This window comes from Massilia aquatica (assembly GCF_011682045.1).
GTDB classification, from domain to species: domain Bacteria; phylum Pseudomonadota; class Gammaproteobacteria; order Burkholderiales; family Burkholderiaceae_D; genus Telluria_A; species Telluria_A aquatica.
This window is the reverse complement of the sequence record NZ_VVIW01000024.1, coordinates 54,876-73,029: the sequence shown is the minus strand read 5'-3', so window position 1 is coordinate 73,029 and position 18,154 is coordinate 54,876. Positions and strand designations below refer to the sequence as shown.

General features: G+C 65.0%; 13 protein-coding genes and 2 tRNA genes. 10 read left to right on the top strand and 5 right to left on the bottom strand.

The features are described from left to right. Positions 1 to 2 precede the first annotated feature (2 nt). Positions 3 to 695, top strand: a complete 693-nt coding sequence (locus tag F1609_RS27610) for a TorF family putative porin (RefSeq protein WP_167080071.1) — start codon at positions 3 to 5, stop codon at positions 693 to 695. 55 nt (positions 696 to 750) lie between these two features. Here the strand turns inward: F1609_RS27610 and F1609_RS27605 are convergent, their stop codons facing one another. The 3 genes from F1609_RS27605 to F1609_RS27595 all read right to left on the bottom strand — a co-directional run bounded on the left by F1609_RS27605 (position 751) and on the right by F1609_RS27595 (position 1,880). Then, positions 751 to 1,401 (bottom strand): hypothetical protein, encoded by a 651-nt coding sequence (locus F1609_RS27605; protein ID WP_167080068.1) that lies wholly within the window; start codon positions 1,399 to 1,401, stop codon positions 751 to 753. 185 nt (positions 1,402 to 1,586) lie between these two features. Continuing rightward, positions 1,587 to 1,663: transfer RNA gene (locus tag F1609_RS27600), tRNA-Arg, on the bottom strand. A 140-nt stretch (positions 1,664 to 1,803) separates the two neighbouring features. Continuing rightward, positions 1,804 to 1,880 (bottom strand) — tRNA-Arg (locus F1609_RS27595). 232 nt (positions 1,881 to 2,112) lie between these two features. On the opposite strand from F1609_RS27595, the gene F1609_RS27590 reads away from it, so the two are divergent. Together F1609_RS27590 and F1609_RS27585 are read left to right on the top strand one after the other, a co-directional pair. Further along, positions 2,113 to 6,009, top strand: a complete 3,897-nt coding sequence (locus tag F1609_RS27590) for a two-component regulator propeller domain-containing protein (protein ID WP_229422100.1) — start codon at positions 2,113 to 2,115, stop codon at positions 6,007 to 6,009. Positions 6,010 to 6,063: 54 nt separating this feature from the next. Then, positions 6,064 to 7,209: an alpha-hydroxy acid oxidase gene (locus tag F1609_RS27585; RefSeq protein ID WP_167080066.1), complete on the top strand. Its 1,146-nt coding sequence runs from the start codon at positions 6,064 to 6,066 to the stop codon at positions 7,207 to 7,209. A gap of 69 nt (positions 7,210 to 7,278) precedes the next feature. Here the strand turns inward: F1609_RS27585 and F1609_RS27580 are convergent, their stop codons facing one another. Together F1609_RS27580 and F1609_RS27575 are read right to left on the bottom strand one after the other, a co-directional pair. Then, positions 7,279 to 8,223 (bottom strand): D-2-hydroxyacid dehydrogenase, encoded by a 945-nt coding sequence (locus tag F1609_RS27580; RefSeq protein WP_167080064.1) that lies wholly within the window; start codon positions 8,221 to 8,223, stop codon positions 7,279 to 7,281. Between the two features lies 1 nt (position 8,224). Next, complete coding sequence (locus tag F1609_RS27575; RefSeq protein ID WP_167080062.1) at positions 8,225 to 9,142, bottom strand: LysR family transcriptional regulator; 918 nt, start codon at positions 9,140 to 9,142, stop codon at positions 8,225 to 8,227. Between the two features lie 132 nt (positions 9,143 to 9,274). Here F1609_RS27575 and F1609_RS27570 point away from each other — a divergent pair, with 132 nt between their 5' ends. The 7 genes from F1609_RS27570 (at position 9,275) to F1609_RS27540 (ending at position 18,152) form a co-directional block, all read left to right on the top strand. Then, positions 9,275 to 9,469 carry a hypothetical protein gene (locus tag F1609_RS27570; RefSeq protein ID WP_167080060.1) on the top strand — a complete coding sequence of 65 codons (195 nt, stop codon included), beginning with the start codon at positions 9,275 to 9,277 and terminating at the stop codon, positions 9,467 to 9,469. Then, complete coding sequence (locus tag F1609_RS27565) at positions 9,466 to 10,311, top strand: alpha/beta hydrolase (protein ID WP_167080058.1); 846 nt, start codon at positions 9,466 to 9,468, stop codon at positions 10,309 to 10,311. Before F1609_RS27570 ends, F1609_RS27565 begins: the two co-directional genes overlap by 4 nt. A 196-nt stretch (positions 10,312 to 10,507) precedes the next feature. Beyond that, on the top strand, positions 10,508 to 11,779 hold the full coding sequence (locus F1609_RS27560; protein WP_167080056.1) for an efflux RND transporter periplasmic adaptor subunit: 1,272 nt from the start codon (positions 10,508 to 10,510) through the stop codon (positions 11,777 to 11,779). A gap of 5 nt (positions 11,780 to 11,784) precedes the next feature. Continuing rightward, positions 11,785 to 14,961, top strand: coding sequence for an efflux RND transporter permease subunit (locus tag F1609_RS27555; protein ID WP_167080054.1), 3,177 nt, complete (start codon positions 11,785 to 11,787; stop codon positions 14,959 to 14,961). Positions 14,962 to 14,969: 8 nt separating this feature from the next. Further along, positions 14,970 to 16,427 carry an efflux transporter outer membrane subunit gene (locus tag F1609_RS27550; protein ID WP_167080130.1) on the top strand — a complete coding sequence of 486 codons (1,458 nt, stop codon included), beginning with the start codon at positions 14,970 to 14,972 and terminating at the stop codon, positions 16,425 to 16,427. An 86-nt stretch (positions 16,428 to 16,513) separates the two neighbouring features. Then, positions 16,514 to 17,095 carry a sigma-70 family RNA polymerase sigma factor gene (locus tag F1609_RS27545; RefSeq protein WP_229422099.1) on the top strand — a complete coding sequence of 194 codons (582 nt, stop codon included), beginning with the start codon at positions 16,514 to 16,516 and terminating at the stop codon, positions 17,093 to 17,095. Next, complete coding sequence (locus tag F1609_RS27540; RefSeq protein WP_167080052.1) at positions 17,082 to 18,152, top strand: hypothetical protein; 1,071 nt, start codon at positions 17,082 to 17,084, stop codon at positions 18,150 to 18,152. Before F1609_RS27545 ends, F1609_RS27540 begins: the two co-directional genes overlap by 14 nt. Positions 18,153 to 18,154: the final 2 nt, after the last annotated feature.

Sequence of the window (18,154 nt, the reverse complement as noted above, 5' to 3'; positions counted from 1 at the left end):
CCTTGCGTAGATGGCCGCTGGCGCTCGCACTGTCATCCTGCCTAGCCGGCGGCAACGCCTGCGCCCAGGCCAGCGGCAGCGTGTCGCTCGTCTCCGACTATTATTATCGCGGCATCGGCTACAGCAAGGGCGACCCGGTGGCCCAGTTCAATCTCTCGTTCGATACCCGCAGCGGCTTGTATGCGGGCGCGTTCGCCTCGTTGCTCAAGATGAGCGGCACGCCGCGCGGCGTGTACGCGATCGGCTACGCCGGCTATGCGCGCCGCATGAGGTCCGGCCCGTCGTGGGAAGTGGGCGGATCGAACCACACCTTTTCCACCATGTCGTCCCTGAACTACCGTGAAGTCTATGCGGGGCTGGGCGGCGAGCGCCTGAGCGGCAGGGTCTCGTATGCGCCTGCCTATCTGGGCACCGGCATGCGCACGCTGTACGCGGAACTCAATGGCGGCGTGGCGTTGAGCGACGACGTTGGCCTGTTTGCGCGCGTTGGCTACCTGCGGCCGGTATCGGTTGTGCCGCGCTATACCTCGGGCACGCGGGTTGATGGCCGGATCGGCATTGCCTTGAGCATCGACGCCTGGAAAATGCAGGCCGCGTGGGATGCGCTGCATGCGGAGAATGGCGAGTACGCCCGTTACAGCGGCAGCATCGGCTCGCGCAGCGGGATGGTGCTGAGCGTCGGGCGTGTATTCTGAGCGCGAACCTGCAAAGTACAGCGGCGCTGCGGCTCCATGGATGAGGCTCGCGGTACTATTTGAAAATGCCGCGCGCAGCCAGGACCGTTTCTTTCTTCGCCTGGAACAGGTCGTGCGCTGGTGTGGCGAGAAGGCAGTGCGCGCGTCCGTCGCGAATCTCGAAATACGCTGCAGGATATCGCCGCTCGACCAGCTCCGGATCCAGCCCATCGAGCGCATACGATACCGGCTCGAGGAATTGAACGGGACGCGCATGGACCGTGCGCTTGACCTTGCGCGTGGTTTGATACGGATCTCCACATCCGTACCATTGCCCATCGCTGCCACGGTGTACGTCGAAAAACTGGTACTTCTCGTGCAGCCATGTGCCGTCTTCCTGCAGGCTGACGAACAACAGCACATTGTCGTACCTGGAAAATGCGGGTTCACCGAAGTGATCGTAGACATCGAAGGTAATGAGAGCGTCGCGGTAACTGCCGAAGACGGTGTCGAGGACGCGGTACGTGGCGAGGTAATGCGCATTCGTGATAATGCAGTGCTCGCACTGCGGTCGTGCTTGCTCTGTCAAGCCGACTTTTTGACCGATAAAGGCAAGCAGACGCCCGCCGTTGGCCATGGTCGCGTCAGTCGCGGCGCTGGCTTGGCTCAATGCTGCGAGGGCGCAGGTAAGCACAGCCTTTGTGAAGAATGTCGATAGTGCGCGCATCGGGTGCCGGCTCCAGAGATGGAATGTGCTTGCCGCGACAATAATAACCCTTGTTGTGCGGTCGATACCGATTGTACCCGAGGTCGCGCCGGGCGTGCGTGCGCCGAAGTAGCGGTCTGCACCCGCGCCGCACAAAGAAAAAGGGCCTGTCGATTTCTCGGCAGGCCCTTCGTCTTACGAATTTTTGGTGCGGCTGGCAGGAATTGAACCCACGACCCCTTGGTTCGTAGCCAAGTACTCTATCCAGCTGAGCTACAGCCGCTTAAGCAAACATTATAGCAGCGTTTCCGCGCATTACCAAATCTTCTCACGCATTTACCAAAAACCGCCGAACTAACAAACGGCAGGGCAAAGAAAAAGGGCCTTTGAATTACTTCAAAGGCCCTTCGTCCTTACGAATTTTGGTGCGGCTGGCAGGAATTGAACCCACGACCCCTTGGTTCGTAGCCAAGTACTCTATCCAGCTGAGCTACAGCCGCTTAAGCAGTGATTGTAACAGCTTCACTTCGTTTCCGGAACCCTCGCTTGGCGGTTCTTTTAGCTCCGTGCTTCTATTACCCTTCGGATCGCTTGCATTTCCGAAGAAGGCGCTATTGTAGTGGGGCCTTCGCCGTTTGTCCAGAGGGCGATCGGCACGCGGCCGCAAGCAAGTAATTTTCACCCGCGCCCGGGCATCTGTTAGATTACTCCTATTGCTGCGTGGAATGCCCGATGATGCTTCGTTTGACGAACCGACCGAATGCGATACTGTTCCGGCTGGCCCTTGCCTGGCTGCTGGGCGTGGCGTGCGTGGCCTGCGCGGGTGGCGCGCTGGCGGCCCCGGCGCGCACCCTGCGCTTCGAGCATATCGGGTTGGAGCAGGGCTTGTCGCAGGAGTCGGTGCAGAGCATCCTGCAGGACCGCCAGGGCTTCATGTGGTTCGGCACGCAGGCCGGCCTGAACCGCTACGACGGTTACCGCATGACCGTCTTCAAGAACGATCCCACCGATCCCGACAGCATCGCCGACAATTACATCTCCGCCTCGTTCGAGGACGACCAGGGCCGCCTGTGGTTCGGTACCAAGGGCGGCTTGATCCGCTATGAGCGCGGCACCCGCAAATTCATCCGCTACGCCACCGGCGACGTCAACAACCGCGTGGTCTCGGCCATCGTGGCCGACGGCGCCGGCGGCCTGTGGCTGGCCACCGGCGAAGGGCTCAAGCACTTCGACCCGGCCAGCGCGCGCTTTGCCACCTTGCGCCACGACCCTGGCGACGGGGCCAGCCTGTCCGACGACCGCGTCAACGCGCTGGTGCGCGATACCGATGGCAGCCTGTGGGTGGCGACCGCGCGTGGGCTGGACCGGCTGGCGCCGGGCGCGCGCGGATTCGAGCGCTTTACGGTGGCCTTGAGCGGCGACGCCCGGCGCAACCAGGTGCTGTCGCTCTCGCTCGGCGCCAACCGGACCTTATGGGTCGGCACCGCCGGCGGGCTCGAAGCGTGGCAGCTTGGCGCGGCGCAGCCGGTGCGGCGCCAGTTCGGCGCGGCCGACGGCATCGGCGCGGTGCGCGTGCAGTCGCTGTACCACGACCCCAAGGGGAACCTGTGGGCCGGCACCGAACTCGATGGCCTGTTCTGGCGCGACCCCGCCAGCGGCGTTTTCGTCAGCTACCGCCACCAGCCGCTCGACCGCCATTCGCTGTCGGACAACCGCATCGCGGCCAGTTTCCTCGACCGCAGCGGCACGCTGTGGGTCGGCAGCTGGTTCGGTGGGGTGAACCGGGTCGACATCGCCAGCGGCGGTTTTAACCGGCTCGCGCACGTGCCCGACGATCCGCGCAGCCTCAGTTCCAGCAAGATCCGCGCGCTGGCGCCCGGCGCCGGCGGCGCGCTGTGGCTCGGCACAACCGGAGGAGGCGTGAACCGGGTCGACCTGCCCGGGGGCGGCGTGACGCGCATGCGCGCGGGGGAACTCGTTACCGCTCTGGCGGTCGGGGGCGGCCGGGTCTGGGTCGGCACGCCCACCGGCTTGTCGTCGATGGACAAGGAGGGCGGCGACGTCACGCCGCTGCCGCTCGGCGGCGACGCCAACGCCTCGTACATCCAGCGCCTGCTGGTCGACCGCGCCGGCAAGCTGTGGATCGTCACGCGCGGCGGCGTGGTGCGCTACGATCCGGCCAGCGGCACCCGGATCGGCTGGCGCCACGATCCGGCCAACCCGTACAGCCTGGGCGAGAACCACGGCTTTGCGATCGTGGAGGACCAGCGCGGCATCATCTGGATCGGCACCGACAACGGCCTTGAGCGGCTCGACCCCGCCACCAGCCGCTTTACCCATTACCGCTACGACCCGGCCGATCCGGCCAGCCTGCGCCACAGCCGCATTTATTATCTGTTCGAGTCGCGCGCCGGCCAGCTGTGGGTCGGCACCGCGGGCGGCTTGCACCGGGCCGACCCTGGGGCCGACGGCAAGGTGCGCTTTCGCTTTCATGACCTCAACCGGACCGGGGCCGAAGACCCGATCGGCGGCATCGTGGAAGACGATGCCGGCATGCTGTGGGTGAGCAGCACCGCCGGCCTGGCGCGGCTGGACCCGACCAACGGCCAGGTCAAGCACTACACGGCCAGGGATGGCCTGACCGATGGTTCGTATTTCGTCGGCGCGGCCGCGCGCAGCGGCGACGGCAGCCTGCACTTCGGCGGCATCAATGGCCTCACGTCGTTCCGTCCGGAGGCGATCCGTGAAAATCCCTATCCGCCGGTGGTCATGATTACCGACTTCCTGATCTTTAACCGCCCGCTGCGCGCCGGCCAGCAGTTGGGCGACGCCACCTTCACGGGCGCCATCGAAGACGCGCGCGAGATCACGCTGTCGTACCGCGATTCGGTGCTCTCGCTCGAATTCGCGGCCCTGCATTTTGCCGACCCGCAGCGCAACCGCTACCTGTACCAGCTCGAAGGCTTCGACCGGGGATGGGTCAGCACCGACGCCGGCAAGCGCTTTGCCACCTACACCAATCTCGATCCGGGACGGTATGTGTTCCGCGTCAGGGCCAGCAACAAGGACGGCGTGTGGAACGAGGCGCCGACCGTGCTGGCCATCACGATTACGCCGCCGGTCTGGAAAACCTGGTGGTTTCGCCTTGCGCTGGCGGCTGTGGCGTTGGGCGTCGGCTATGCGCTGATGCGCATGCGGGTGCGCGCGCTGGTGCAGCAAAAATCCCTGCTCGAGCGCCTGGTCGGCTCGCGCACTGCGGAACTGCGGCTGCAGAAGGATTCGGTCGAACGCCAGAAAGTGGAAGTCGAACAGGCGCACCGCAATATCGCTCTCCTGAGCGACATCGGGCGCAAGCTGACCGCCAAACTCGATAGCGAATCGATCATGCTGATGCTGTACGCCCATGTCAATGAGCTGATGGATGCGAGCGTGTTCGGCATCGGCTTGTACCGGCCGGAGCGCGCCTGCATCGACTACCCGTTCGCGATGGAGGGCGGCAAGCGCTATCTGCCGTATTCGCGCAGCATGGACCATCCGAACCAGCTGGCGGTATGGTGCATCGCCAACGAGCGCGAGGTGTTCATCAATGACCTGGAGCAGGAGTACGGCAATTACATCAGCGATCTGCTGCTGACCTCCAGCGAAGAGCATCTGGGCACGCTGGAAGACGGCTCGCTGCCTACCTCGCCGCGCTCGCTGCTGTACGTGCCGATCGCCGTCAACGGCCGCATGCTGGGGGTGGTGTCGGTACACAGCTATGCGACCAATGCCTACGAACGCATTCACCTCGACATGCTACGCACGCTGGCCTCTTACGTGGGGGTGGCGTTCGATAATGCCGACGCCTACCGCCAGCTCCAGAGCACCCAGGCGCAGCTGGTGGCGCAGGAAAAGCTGGCGGCATTGGGCTCGCTGGTGGCCGGCGTGGCGCATGAACTCAACACCCCGATCGGCAACAGCCTGCTGATGGCCAGCACCTTGCAGGAGAAAACCAGCGAGATCGCCCAGAAATTCGACGGCGCCAGCATCCGCCGATCCGACCTGAAGGTGTTCATCGATGCGTCGCAGGAGGCGTCGGCGCTGATCATGCGTAGTCTGTTCAACGCGGCCGACCTGCTTAACAGCTTCAAGCAGGTGGCGGTGGACCAGGCCAGCGCGCAGCGGCGCCGCTTCAACCTGGAGCAGGCCGCGCACGAAATCGTGGCCACCATGATGAACCAGGTGCGCAAGGCCGGCCACACGCTCACCATGGCGGTGGAACCGGGCATCGAGATGGATAGCTATCCGGGCCCGTTCGGACAAGTCATGATCAACCTGATCAACAACGCGCTGCTGCATGCCTTCGAAGGGCGCATCGGCGGTGCGATCACGGTCACGGCGGCGCTGCAGGGCAGCGGAAGGGTGCTGCTGGTGTTCGTCGACGACGGCGTCGGCATCCCGGTCGAGCACCAGGCGCGCATTTTCGATCCGTTTTTTACGACCAAGATGGGGCAGGGCGGTTCTGGCCTGGGCCTGAACATCACCTACAACATCGTCACGTCGCTGCTGGAAGGGAGCATTCGCGTCGAAAGCGGCGCGGGGCGCGGCACCACGTTCTTCATCGACCTGCCGCTCAAGGTGGCGCCGTAGGCGATCGGCAGCAACCATAAGCAACCACAGGCAACAGCGCGCACAAGGAGATGCATGACCATCATCACGACCATTGAAGACCTGCGGGTTCTGGCAAAAAAGCGCGTTCCCCGCATGTTTTACGACTACGCCGATGCCGGTTCCTGGACCGAATCGACCTACCGCGCCAACAGCGACGATTTTGCGAAGATCAAATTTCGCCAGCGGGTGGCGGTCAACCTGGTCGACCGCACCACCCGCACCACGATGATTGGGCAGGAGGTGGCGATGCCGGTGGCGCTGGCGCCGACCGGGCTGACCGGCATGCAGCATGCCGATGGCGAAATCCTGGCCGCGCGCGCCGCCGAACGCTTCGGCGTGCCGTTCACCCTCTCGACCATGAGCATCTGCTCGATCGAGGACGTGGCCGCGCATACCAGCAAACCGTTCTGGTTCCAGCTGTATGTGATGAAGGACCGCGAATTCATCAACCGCCTGATCGACCGCGCCAAGGCCGCGCGCTGCTCGGCGCTGGTGCTCACGCTCGACCTCCAGGTACTGGGCCAGCGCCACAAGGATATCCGCAACGGCATGACGGCGCCGCCCAGGATGACACTGGCGAACATCGTCAACCTGATGACCAAGCCGCGCTGGTGCATGGGCATTTTGCGCACGCCGCGCCGGGGCTTCGGCAATATCGTCGGCCATGCGAGCGATGTGTCGGACATGTCGTCCCTGTCGGCGTGGACCTCGCAGCAGTTCGACCCGGCCCTGTCGTGGGCCGATGTGGAATGGATCAAGCGGCGCTGGGGCGGAAAACTGATCATCAAGGGCATCATGGACGCGCAAGATGCGCGCCTGGCGGTGGACTCCGGCGCCGATGCGCTGATCGTCTCGAACCATGGCGGGCGCCAGCTCGATGGTGCGCAGTCGAGCATCGGCGCGCTGCCGGCCATCGTGGAGGCGGTCGGCAAGCGCATCGAGGTGCATATGGATGGCGGGGTGCGCTCGGGGCAGGATGTGATCCGCGCGCTGGCCCTGGGCGCCAAGGGCGTGTATATCGGCAGGCCGTTCCTGTATGGCCTGGGTGCCATGGGCGAGCAGGGCGTAACCAAATGCCTGGAGATTATCCGCAACGAGCTCGATCTGACGATGGCGTTTTGCGGCCTGCGCGACGTCAATGACGTGGACGGCAATATCCTGTTGCCGGGGACCTTTTAAGGAGGCGGCGCCGCTGACCGAAGCTGCCATGGACTCCCGCCTGCGCGGGAGAGACGGCAGCTACCGAGCTTAAACCACGCTGTGCGGCTTGCCGGCCTCGAACGCTTCCACGTTATCGATCAGCATATCGGCCAGGGTCTGCATGGCGCCGGCGCTGGCCCATGCCACGTGCGGCGTGAGGATGAAATTCGGCAGCCGCAGCGACAGCAGCGGGTTGCCGGGCAAGGGCGGCTCCTGGCTTAACACGTCGAAGCCGGCGCCGCCGATCACGCCATCGGTCAGCGCCTTGGCCAGCGCCGCTTCGTCCACCAGGCCGCCGCGCGCGGTATTGATCAACAATGCGGTGCGCTTCATGCCGGCCAGTTCGCGCGCGCCGATCATGTTCGTTGTCTGCGCGCTCAAGGGCAGGTGCAGGCTGACCACGTCGGATGTCGCCAGCAGCTCGTCCAGGGTCACGGCATCGACATCGGCATCATCGACCGGCGAGCGCGATACCACGGCGATGCGCATGCCGAAGGCGCGCCCGAGCGCCGCCACTTTCTTGCCCAGCGCGCCGTAGCCGACGATGCCGAGCCGGCTGCCGGCCAGGTCGGCGATCGGGTGGTCGAGCAGGCAAAACTGGCTGGAGGCCTGCCAGCGCCCCGCATCCACATCGGCGCCATACGCCTTGAGGTTGCGGCGCAGGGCGAGAATGAGGCTCATACAATGCTCCGGGACCGACACCAGCGAATAATTACGGATGTTCGACACCACGATCCCGCGCGCGCGGCAGGCGTCGAGATCGACGTTGTTGGTGCCGGTGGCGGCCACCGCCACCATTTTCAGTTCGGGCAGCTGGTCGATATCGGCCGCGCCCAGCGGTACCTTGTTGGTGATCGCAATGGTAGCGCCGCGCAGGCGTTCGGCCACCTGGCCGGCGCTGGTGGCGCCATGTTCGCGCCACGCGTGCTCAAAAGCGGGACGGCGTACCTCGGCCAACAGGCTGTCGCGGTCGAGGAAGACGATGCTGTGCATATCAGGGCCTTTGCAGTTGCAGGAACGGGTGGGTGAGGAACAGGTCGGCGACCCATTCGACGAAGACGCGCACCTTGGCCGACAGGTGGCGGTTCTGAGGATATACCACGTTGATCGGCAGCGGCGTGCTGCTCCAGTCGGGGAGCACGATTTCGAGCTTGCCGGCGGCGACCATCTGGTCGACCATGAAGCTCGACATCTGCATCAGCCCGAGCCCCTGCATGCCCGCCGTCAGGTAGGCAGTGGAGTCGTTCACGGCCAGGCAGGCCGGCGCGGCGATGTTGATCACTTCATCGCCGCGAATGAAATCCCAGTCGTAGATCTTGCCGGACTTGGTGGAGAAGTAGTTGATGCAGCGGTGGCTGGCCAGGTCGTGCGGGTGGGTCGGCCGTCCGTGCTTGTCCAGATAGCCCGGCGTGGCGCAGGTGACGAAATGGAGCACGCCGACGCGGCGCGCAATCAGCGCCGAATCGGGCAGGTTGCCGCCCCGGATGGCGCAGTCGACGCCTTCTTCGATCAGGTCCACCGGCCGGTCGCCGATGCCGAGGTCGAGCCGGATGTCGGGGTAGCGGTGGAAAAAATCGGCCAGCGCCGGCAGCAGGATGTCGTTGGCGATGCCGCTCGAGACATCCACCCGCAGCCGCCCGCTCGGATTGGCGCGGTTGCGCGAGAGCGATTCCTCGGCCTCGCGCACGTCCGACAGAATGCGCAGGCAGCGCTCATAATAGGCGGCGCCGTCGGCGGTCACGCTGACGTGCCGCGTTGTGCGGTGCAGCAGTTTGACTTCGAGCGCCAGTTCGAGCGCCTGCACCAGGGTAGAGACGGTAGCCTTGGGCAGCTGCATGTTCTCGGCCGCGCGCGTAAAGCCGCCGGAGTCGACGACCTGGACAAACACTTCCATGGCTTGCAATTTATTCATATATCTCCGTATTGTTCAGATTCCTGAACAATCAATTCGCTCTTGCCCTCTTTATCAGATTGTAGATCAAGTTTAAAGTGATCGTACTGCATCAAAGGATGTCGGTACAACTGGAAGGAAAGGGCTACTCAAATGCGTTATCAAAAAGCAATCATGATGATCGTGACACTCGCGATGGCGATGCTGACGTTGACGGGAACCGCCTTGACCCATCAATTCCCGCAGGCCGCGAGTGCCGAAAGCGTCGGTTTTGACGCACTTGCACACGACCTGTTCGGAACCTCCCTGCTGGCCGGCGCCGACGATGAAATGGCGGAAGCGCCATGAGCGCCCAGGACGCGCCAGTGCAGCTGAAGATCCGCGACCTTGAGGTTGCGGGGGCCGAAGGCCCGCTGGCTGCGCGTCTGTATTCCGGCGGCGACGCCGGCGCCAAGAAAGATGGCTTGATCGTGTTCTTCCACAGCGGCGGCTTTATCGGCGGCGACCTCGATGAGGCGGACGAATTCCTGCGCCACCTGGCCAGCTGCTCGACCCAGCATCTGGTGCTGGCCTCGCGCTACACCTTGGCCACCGAGCGCCCGTTTCCCGCCGCCGCCGAAGATGCGCACGCGGTGCTGGCCTGGGCCAAGAAGCACAAGGCCAAGCTGGGATGGAGCGGCAAGCGCCTGCTGGTGTCGGGCATCGAGGCCGGGGCCAACCTGGCCGCCGTATGCACCCTGATGGCGCGCGACCGCGGCGGGCCGGCGCTGGTTGGCCAGATCCTGATCATGCCGATGCTCGACCCGGGCCTGTCCACCTGTTCGATGCGCGAAATCCCGCACGACGCCAGCCTGGCCGGCGTGGCCGTGCAGTGCGCCGCCAGCTACCGGGGCTACCTGCCGAATGCGGCCGACCGCACCCACCCGTACGCGTCGCCGCTGCAATCGAGCCGCCTGAAAAACCTGCCGCCCGCGCTGATCCTGTCGGCCGAAGACGATCCCTTGCGCGACGAGGCGGAACAATACGGCGCCAAGCTGGCCACCTGCGGCGTGACCACCACGGTCAAGCGCATGGCGGCGGCCCCGCTGGACGACACGGCCGCGCGCAACGAGTGCGCCTGCAGAGCCGTGGCCTTGCAGGAAATCGGCAGCTTTTTGCATGGCCTGGAGTGTCCCCCCGCGCCATCCTGACGCCGCGCATTACCTGTAGCACCCCACCAGTTACCCCCGTGCAGCTGCGCTGAGAGACCCTCGGCGCAGCGTACGGACCCTTTTCGCCTTTTTTGCATATTTTTGCATTACAGCAATACCGCAGGTCGCGGCAGGCCCCCCGCTTGTCCGTTTTACGCCTGATTCATTAAACATTTTCATAAATAAGAGGAATAAAATGAAAAGCACTAATAGATTAATGACCTTCGCCCGCCCGCTCGCGGCCGCGATGGCCTTGGCGGGACTGGCGGCCTTGTCGCTGGCGGGGTGTGAAGAGGCGAACAGCAAGGCCCAGCCGGCAGCGCCAGCGGGCCCGCCGATCACCGCCGCCACCGTGATCGAACGGTCGGTCAACGAAACCCAGGAATTCTCGGGCCGCCTGGAAGCGGTCGACCGCGTCGACATCCGGGCGCGCGTGAACGGCTTTATCACCTCGGTCAACTTCAAGCCGGGCAGCGTTGTCAAGAAGGGCGACGTGCTGTTCGTGATCGACGCCCGTCCTTATCAGGCCGAAGCCAATCGCGCCGAAGCGGCCGTGAGCTCGGCCCGCGCGCGCGCCGACCTGGCCAAGGTGGAACTGGCCCGCGCCGAGCGCCTGCTGGCCGACCGCGCCATCGCGCAGCGCGAGTTCGACGAAAAGGCATCGGGCCTGAAGGAGCTCGACGCCAACGTGCGCGCGGCCCAGGCTTCGCTCGAAGCGGCGCGCCTGAACCTGAGCTACACCAATGTGCACGCGCCGATCGGCGGGCGCGTCTCGAAAGCCGAAGTCACCACCGGTAACCTGGTCGACGGCGCCGTGATCCTGACCTCGGTGGTATCGAGTAATCCGATCTACGCCACCTTCGACGGCGACGAAGACACCTACCTGCGCGTCGGCCGCGTGGCCCAGAAGGGCACCACGGTGCCGGTCAAGATTGGCCTGGCCAACGAGAGCGGCTTCCCGCATGAAGGCAAGCTCGAATTCATCGACAACCGCCTCGACACGGCCACCGGCAGCGTGCGCATGCGCGCCATGTTCGACAACACCGACAACACCCTCGTTCCGGGCCTGTTCGCACGGGTGCAGCTGGGCGGCGGCGAAGGCGGCCAGGCCAAGACCATCCTGATCAACGACCGCGCCGTCGGCACCGACCAGAACCGCAAGTTCGTGTATGTGATCGGCGCCGACAGCAAGGCAGAATACCGCGCCGTGGTCCTGGGGCCGAGCGTGAACGGCCTGCGCGTGGTGCGCAGCGGCGTCAAGCCGGGCGAAAAAATCGTCATCAACGGCTTGCAGCGCGTGCAGCCGGGCGCGCCGGTGACGGCGCAGATGGTGGCGATGGACCAGGACAGCAAGGCGCCGCAGGCGAAGGCCGACGATGCCAAGGCCCCGGACGCCAAGGCCGCCGACGTCGCTGACACCAAAAAAGAAGTCAAGGTTGCCGACGCATCGGCTAAAACCAAGGAATAACTCACATGAACTTTTCACGATTTTTCATCGACCGGCCGATTTTCGCGGCCGTCCTGTCGATCATCATATTCGTGGCCGGCCTGCTGTCGATTTTTGCATTGCCGATCTCCGAATACCCTGACGTGGTGCCGCCATCGGTCGTGGTGCGTGCCCAGTATCCTGGCGCGAACCCGAAAGTGATCGCCGAAACCGTCGCCGCGCCGCTGGAAGAACAGATCAACGGCGTCGAAAACATGCTCTACATGTCGTCGCAGAATACTTCGGACGGCTCGCTGATGCTGACCGTGACGTTCAAGGTCGGCACCGACGTCGAGCAGGCCGAGTCGCAGGTGCAGAACCGCATCCAGCGCGCCTTGCCGCGCCTGCCCGAAGAAGTGCGCCAGATCGGCGTGACGGCGGTGAAAAGCTCGCCCAACCTGACCATGGTGGTGCACCTGTTGTCGCCAACCGGCCGTTACGACGATGTCTACCTGCGTAACTACGCGGTGCTCAACGTGAAGGACCAGCTGGCGCGCATCCCGGGCATGGGCGATACCCAGCTGTTCGGCGCGGGCGACTACGCCATGCGCATCTGGCTCGATCCGCAAAAAGTCGCTGCGCGCGGCATGACCGCGCCCGACGTCGTCGCCGCAGTCCGCGAGCAGAACGTGCAGGTTGCCGCCGGCGTGATCGGCGCCTCGCCGTCGAAAGGCGCCGAGTTCCAGCTGACCGTCAACACCCAGGGCCGCCTGACTTCGGTCGAGGAATTCGGCGACATCATCGTGCGCACCGGTGCCGACGGCGCCATTACCCACTTGAAGGATGTGGCGCGGATCGAACTCGGATCGAACTCCTACTCCCTGCGCGCGCTGTTGAACAACAAGTCGGCCGCCGCCATCGGTATTTTCGAGGCGCCGGGCGCGAACGCGCTGCAACTGTCGTCCGACGTGCGCGCCAAAATGGCGGAACTGAAGAAAGACTTCCCGGAAGGCGTCGACTTCAGCGTGGAATACGATCCAACCCAGTTCGTGCGGGCATCGATCAAGTCCGTCATCCACACCCTGCTCGAAGCGGTGGCCCTGGTGGTGCTGGTGGTGATCATCTTCCTGCAAACCTGGCGCGCATCGATCATTCCGCTCTTGGCCGTGCCGGTGTCGATCATCGGTACCTTTGCGGTGATGCTGGGCTTCGGCTTTTCGATCAATACCCTGTCCCTGTTCGGGCTGGTGCTGGCGATCGGCATCGTGGTCGATGACGCCATCGTGGTGGTGGAAAACGTGGAACGCAATATCGAAGCCGGCTTGAGCCCGCGCGACGCCACGGTGCAGGCCATGAAAGAGGTGAGCGGTCCGATTATTGCGATTGCCCTGGTGCTGTGCGCCGTGTTCGTGCCGATCGCGTTCGTGGCCGGCCTGTCGGGCCAGTTCTATCGCCAGTTCGCGCTGACGATCGCCATTTCGACAGTGATTTCGGCATTCAGCTCGCTGACCCTGTCGCCGGCGCTGGCCGCCGCCTTGCTCAAACCCCACCACGCGCCAAAAGATGGACTGACGCGCGTGATGGACAAACTGTTCGGCCGCTTCTTCGCCTGGTTCAACCGTTTCTTCGGGCGCGCATCGACCAGGTATGAAGGCGGCGTGAACGTGGTCCTGAAACGCAAGGGGCTGTCGCTGATCGTGTACGCCGTGCTGGCCGTGGCCGCCGTGTTCATGTTCAAGGCGGTGCCGAGCGGCTTCGTGCCGGCCCAGGACAAGCAGTACCTGGTCGGTTTTGCCCAGTTGCCCGATGCATCCTCGCTGGACCGCACCGATGCCGTGATTCGCCAGATGTCCGACATCGTGGCCAAGGTGCCGGGCGTGGAATCGTCGATTGCGTTCCCGGGCCTGTCGATCAACGACTTTACCAATGCGCCCAACGCCGGCATCGTGTTCGTCACGCTCAAGTCGTTCGAGCAGCGCACCGGCAAAGGCATGTCGGGTCCCGAGATCGCCGCTGAAGTGAACAAGCGTCTCGGCGCCATCCAGGATGCCTTCATCATGGTGTTCCCGCCACCGCCGGTCAATGGCCTCGGTACCGTGGGCGGCTTCAAGATGATGATCGAAGACCGCGGCAACGTGGGCTACGACGAGTTGTACAAGGCGACGCAAGCGGTGCAGATGAAAGCCTGGCAGGACCCGCAGCTGGCCGGCGTATTCTCCAGCTTCCAGATCAACGTGCCGCAGCTGTTCGCCGACGTCGACAAGGTCAAGGCCAAGCAGCTCGGCGTGCCGCTGACGACGATCTACCAGACCTTGCAGATCAATCTGGGCTCGCTGTACGTGAACGACTTTAACCAGTTCGGCCGTACCTACCAGGTGCGCGTGCAGGCCGATGCGCCATTCCGCTCGCACGCCGACCAGATCGCCCAGCTCAAGGTCCGCAACGACAAGGGCGAGATGATCCCGCTGTCGTCGCTGATGCGCATCAAGGACACCTATGGTCCTGACCGCGTGCAGCGCTACAACGCCTACGTATCGGCCGACATGAACGGCGGCCCGGCTCCTGGCGTCTCGTCCGGCCAGGCCCAGGCCGCGCTGGAAAAGATCGCCGCCGAAACGCTGCCAAAAGGCGTGTCGTACGAGTGGACCGAACTGACTTACCAGGAGATTTTGTCGGGTAACACGATGGTGCTGGTATTCCCGCTGTGCGTACTGCTGGTGTTCCTGGTGCTCGCCGCGCAGTACGAAAGCTGGACCCTGCCGCTGGCGGTGATCCTGATCGTGCCGATGTCGATCCTGTGCGCACTGGTTGGCGTCAAGCTGACCGGCGGCGACAACAATATCTTCACCCAGATCGCGCTGTTCGTGCTGGTGGGGCTGGCCTCGAAGAATGCGATCCTGATCGTGGAATTCGCCCGCGAACTCGAAGACCATGGCCGCACCATCGTGGAAGCCGCGCTCGAATCGTGCCGCCTGCGTCTGCGTCCGATCCTGATGACGTCGATCGCGTTCATCATGGGCGTGGTGCCACTGGTGTTCTCGAGCGGCGCCGGCGCCGAAATGCGCCATGCGATGGGCGTAGCGGTGTTCGGCGGCATGCTGGGCGTGACCTTCTTCGGCCTGTTCCTCACGCCGGTGTTCTACGTGATCCTGCGTACCTTCGCCAAGAAGATGGAAAAGAAATCAAGCGTGGCAGTGCCTGCGCATCTGGAAGGAGCAGTGTAATGGCTGATATGAAGACAACAATCACGAGCCGCATTTCACCCCTCGTTGCGCCATTGCTGGCGGCGCTGCTGCTGACAGCCTGTTCCAGCATCCCGGAACTGAAAGCGCCGGCGCTCGACATGCCGTCCGCCTTCAAGGAGTCGTCCGAGCCGCTGCAGGCGGCCGACGGTACCCGCTGGAAGGTGGCGCAGCCGGCCGAAGGGCAGGCGCGCGGCGAATGGTGGCTGGCGTTTAACGACGCCGACCTGACCGCGCTGATCCGCGAAGCGACCGACGCCAACGCAAATCTCGCGGTGGCGGCGGCGCGGGTCAAGCAGGCCAGGGCGCTGGCCGGCATCTCGCAAGCGGACCGCGCGCCGCAGGTGGGCGCCGGCATGGGCGCGCAGCGCAGCCGCAACTCGGGCGTCTCGCGCGGCCTGGCCGACGATGCGTCGGTCGCACCTGGCAATGTATACCAGGCCAGGCTGACCGCCAGCTACGAGCTCGATCTGTTCGGCCGCGTGGCGGCCAACGTCAGCGCCGCCAACGCCGACGCGGCGGCATCGGAGGCGACCTACAAGTCGGTGCTGCTGGCCTTGCAGGCGGACGTGGCCCAGACTTACTTCAAGCTGCGCGAAACGGACGCCGAACTGGCCACCCTGGCGCGCACGGTCGACCTGCGCACGCAAAGTGTGAAAGTGAACCAGAGCCGCTACGACAATGGCGACATCGGCGAATTCGACCTGGCCCGCGCCAGGACCGAACTGTCGACGGTGCGCGCCGAGGCGATCGGCCTGCAACGCCAGCGCGTGCAATTCGAGCACGCACTGGCCGTGTTGCTGGGTAAACCGGCGGCCATGTTCAGCGCCGGGGTCAACCCGCTGGTGGAATCGGCGCTGCTCCCAAGCATTCCGGCCGGGTTGCCATCGACCCTGCTGGAGCGCCGCCCGGACATCACCGCCGCCCAGCGCGCGATGATCGCCGCCAATGCGCGCATCGGGGTGGCCAAAACGGCGATGTATCCGTCGCTGAGCCTCACCGGTGGCCTTGGCACCGAATCGGGCAGCGGCGGCAACCTGTTTAACTGGAGCGCGCGTTCGTGGGTATTGGGCGCGCTGCTGTCGATGCCGATCATCGACGGTGGCCGCAACAAGGCCAACATCGCACGCAGCGAAGCGGTGCTGGAAGAGTCGGTGGCGAGCTACCGCCAGAACGTGCTGGTGGCGTTTGCCGAAGTCGAAGACAACCTGGCCGGCCTGCGCATCCTGGCTGGCCAGACCGAGCAGATCGACGCCGCCGTGGTATCGGCGCGCCGTTCGGCCGACCTGGCGCAAAAGCTGTACAACGCCGGGCGCTCCAGTTACCTGGACCTGCTCGACGCCCAGCGCAACCTGGCGGCGGTCGAACGCAATGCGGTGCAGCTGCGGGGCGAGCGCGCCGTCACCACCGTGGCGCTGATCCGCTCCCTGGGCGGCGGCTGGCAGTAATCAAGCCGGCATCCCCATGACAAATGCCGCGGCCGGACAGCCGCGGCATTTGCGTATTCACAGGGCACGCCCTACAATGGCGGCACATGCCCGCCACCCTACAAGACGAGCAGCTCATGCTGCGCTACCGCGATGGCGACCTGGTCGCCTTCGAGGAGCTCTATCGCCGTCACCATGCGGGCCTGTACCGCTTTGTCGCCTGGCGTTCGCCGCGCGCGGACTGGGTCGACGAGATCGTGCAGGACAGCTGGATCAACCTGCATCATGCGCGCAGCCGCTACCAGCCCGACGCGGCGTTTCGCACCTACCTGTTCCAGATTGCCCGCAACCGCCTGCTCGACCTGCTGCGCCAGCAGCAGCCCTTGCTGGCGGCGGAGCTGGGCAGCGGCACGGATGGACGCGACGTATTTGACTCGCTGGCCGATGCGGCGCAGGATGTGGTCTCGCCCGATGTCGCGCTCGAACAAAAACAGCAGAGCGACAGCTTGCATGTGGCGCTGGCGGGCCTGCCGAGCGAGCAGAAAGAGGCGCTGGTGCTGCAGCAGTTTTGCGGCATGAGCCTCGAAGACATCGCCGCCGTGGTGGCAGCACCGGTGGAAACGGTCAAGAGCCGTTTGCGCTATGCCATGCGCAAACTGCGCGAAGGGAGCCTGAGTGAACAACGATGACATGAGCGACGACGAGTTCGACGCCTTCCTGCGTGGGGAAGACGATCTGTCGCGCCGTCTGCAAGGGTTGACCCAGCCGGCTTCCAGCCCGAAGCTCGATGCCGCCATCCTGGGCTACGTGAAAGCGGGCCTGGAACAGGAGGCCAGGGCGGCGCGGCCGGCGGCGGCCAACGACGCCGTGATCGACGGCGCGCCGCCGCTGCTGGCGCCTGGCGTGGGCCGGCGCTGGCGCATTCCGGCCGGGATCGCGGCCGGCGTGCTGGCCGGCGTGCTGGGCCACCAGGCGTACCAGGGCAGCGGCGCGCGCATGGAGGACCGAATGGCCGCCGCGGAGCCGGCGCAAGCGCCGGTTGTGTTAAACATGCCGGCCGAGATGGCGCGGGCGGCGCCGCCGATGATGCCGCCGGCTGCGCCAGTGCCGCGCGCCAGTAGTCCGATGCCTGCGCCGTCGGCCGTTGTGGCCTCCGCTGCGCCCGAGCCGGCTGTCAGAGCGGCCCCGCCGGTGCAGGTGGCCGCCGCCCCGGAATTCGAGCAACTCCAGCGGGTGGAAATCACCGGCTCCTCGATCAAGCGACGGACTGCCGAAACCAGTTCGCCGGTGCAGGTGTTCAAGGAGAAGGCCGCCACCCCATCCTACGAAGGCTACAACAGCGACAATCCGGTCCCCGAGATGCAGACGCCGGCGAGGGCGGCCGCCGCCCCGGCGCCAGTGGCCGCACCGCCGGCGCCAGCGCTCGCAGCGCCGCCGCCGGTGCGCGACGCGTATGCCTTCGACTTGCAACAGGCAGCGCCTCAGTCGTACGCACGCGCGGCCAAACCCGCGCAGGTACGGCGCGAGCCCGAGGAGGTGGCCATGAAGGTGGCGGAGTCGTCGAAAATCGCCACGGCCGATTCGCACGACAAACATGCGCGCGACTGGCTGGCGGTGATCGACGCCATGCTCAAGGCGAAGCTGGACAGGGACGCGCTGGCCGAATGGACCAGGTTCCGCGCCGCCTATCCCGATTATCCGGTGCCGGCCGCAACGCGCGACCGTATCGCCGCGATCAAGCCCTGACC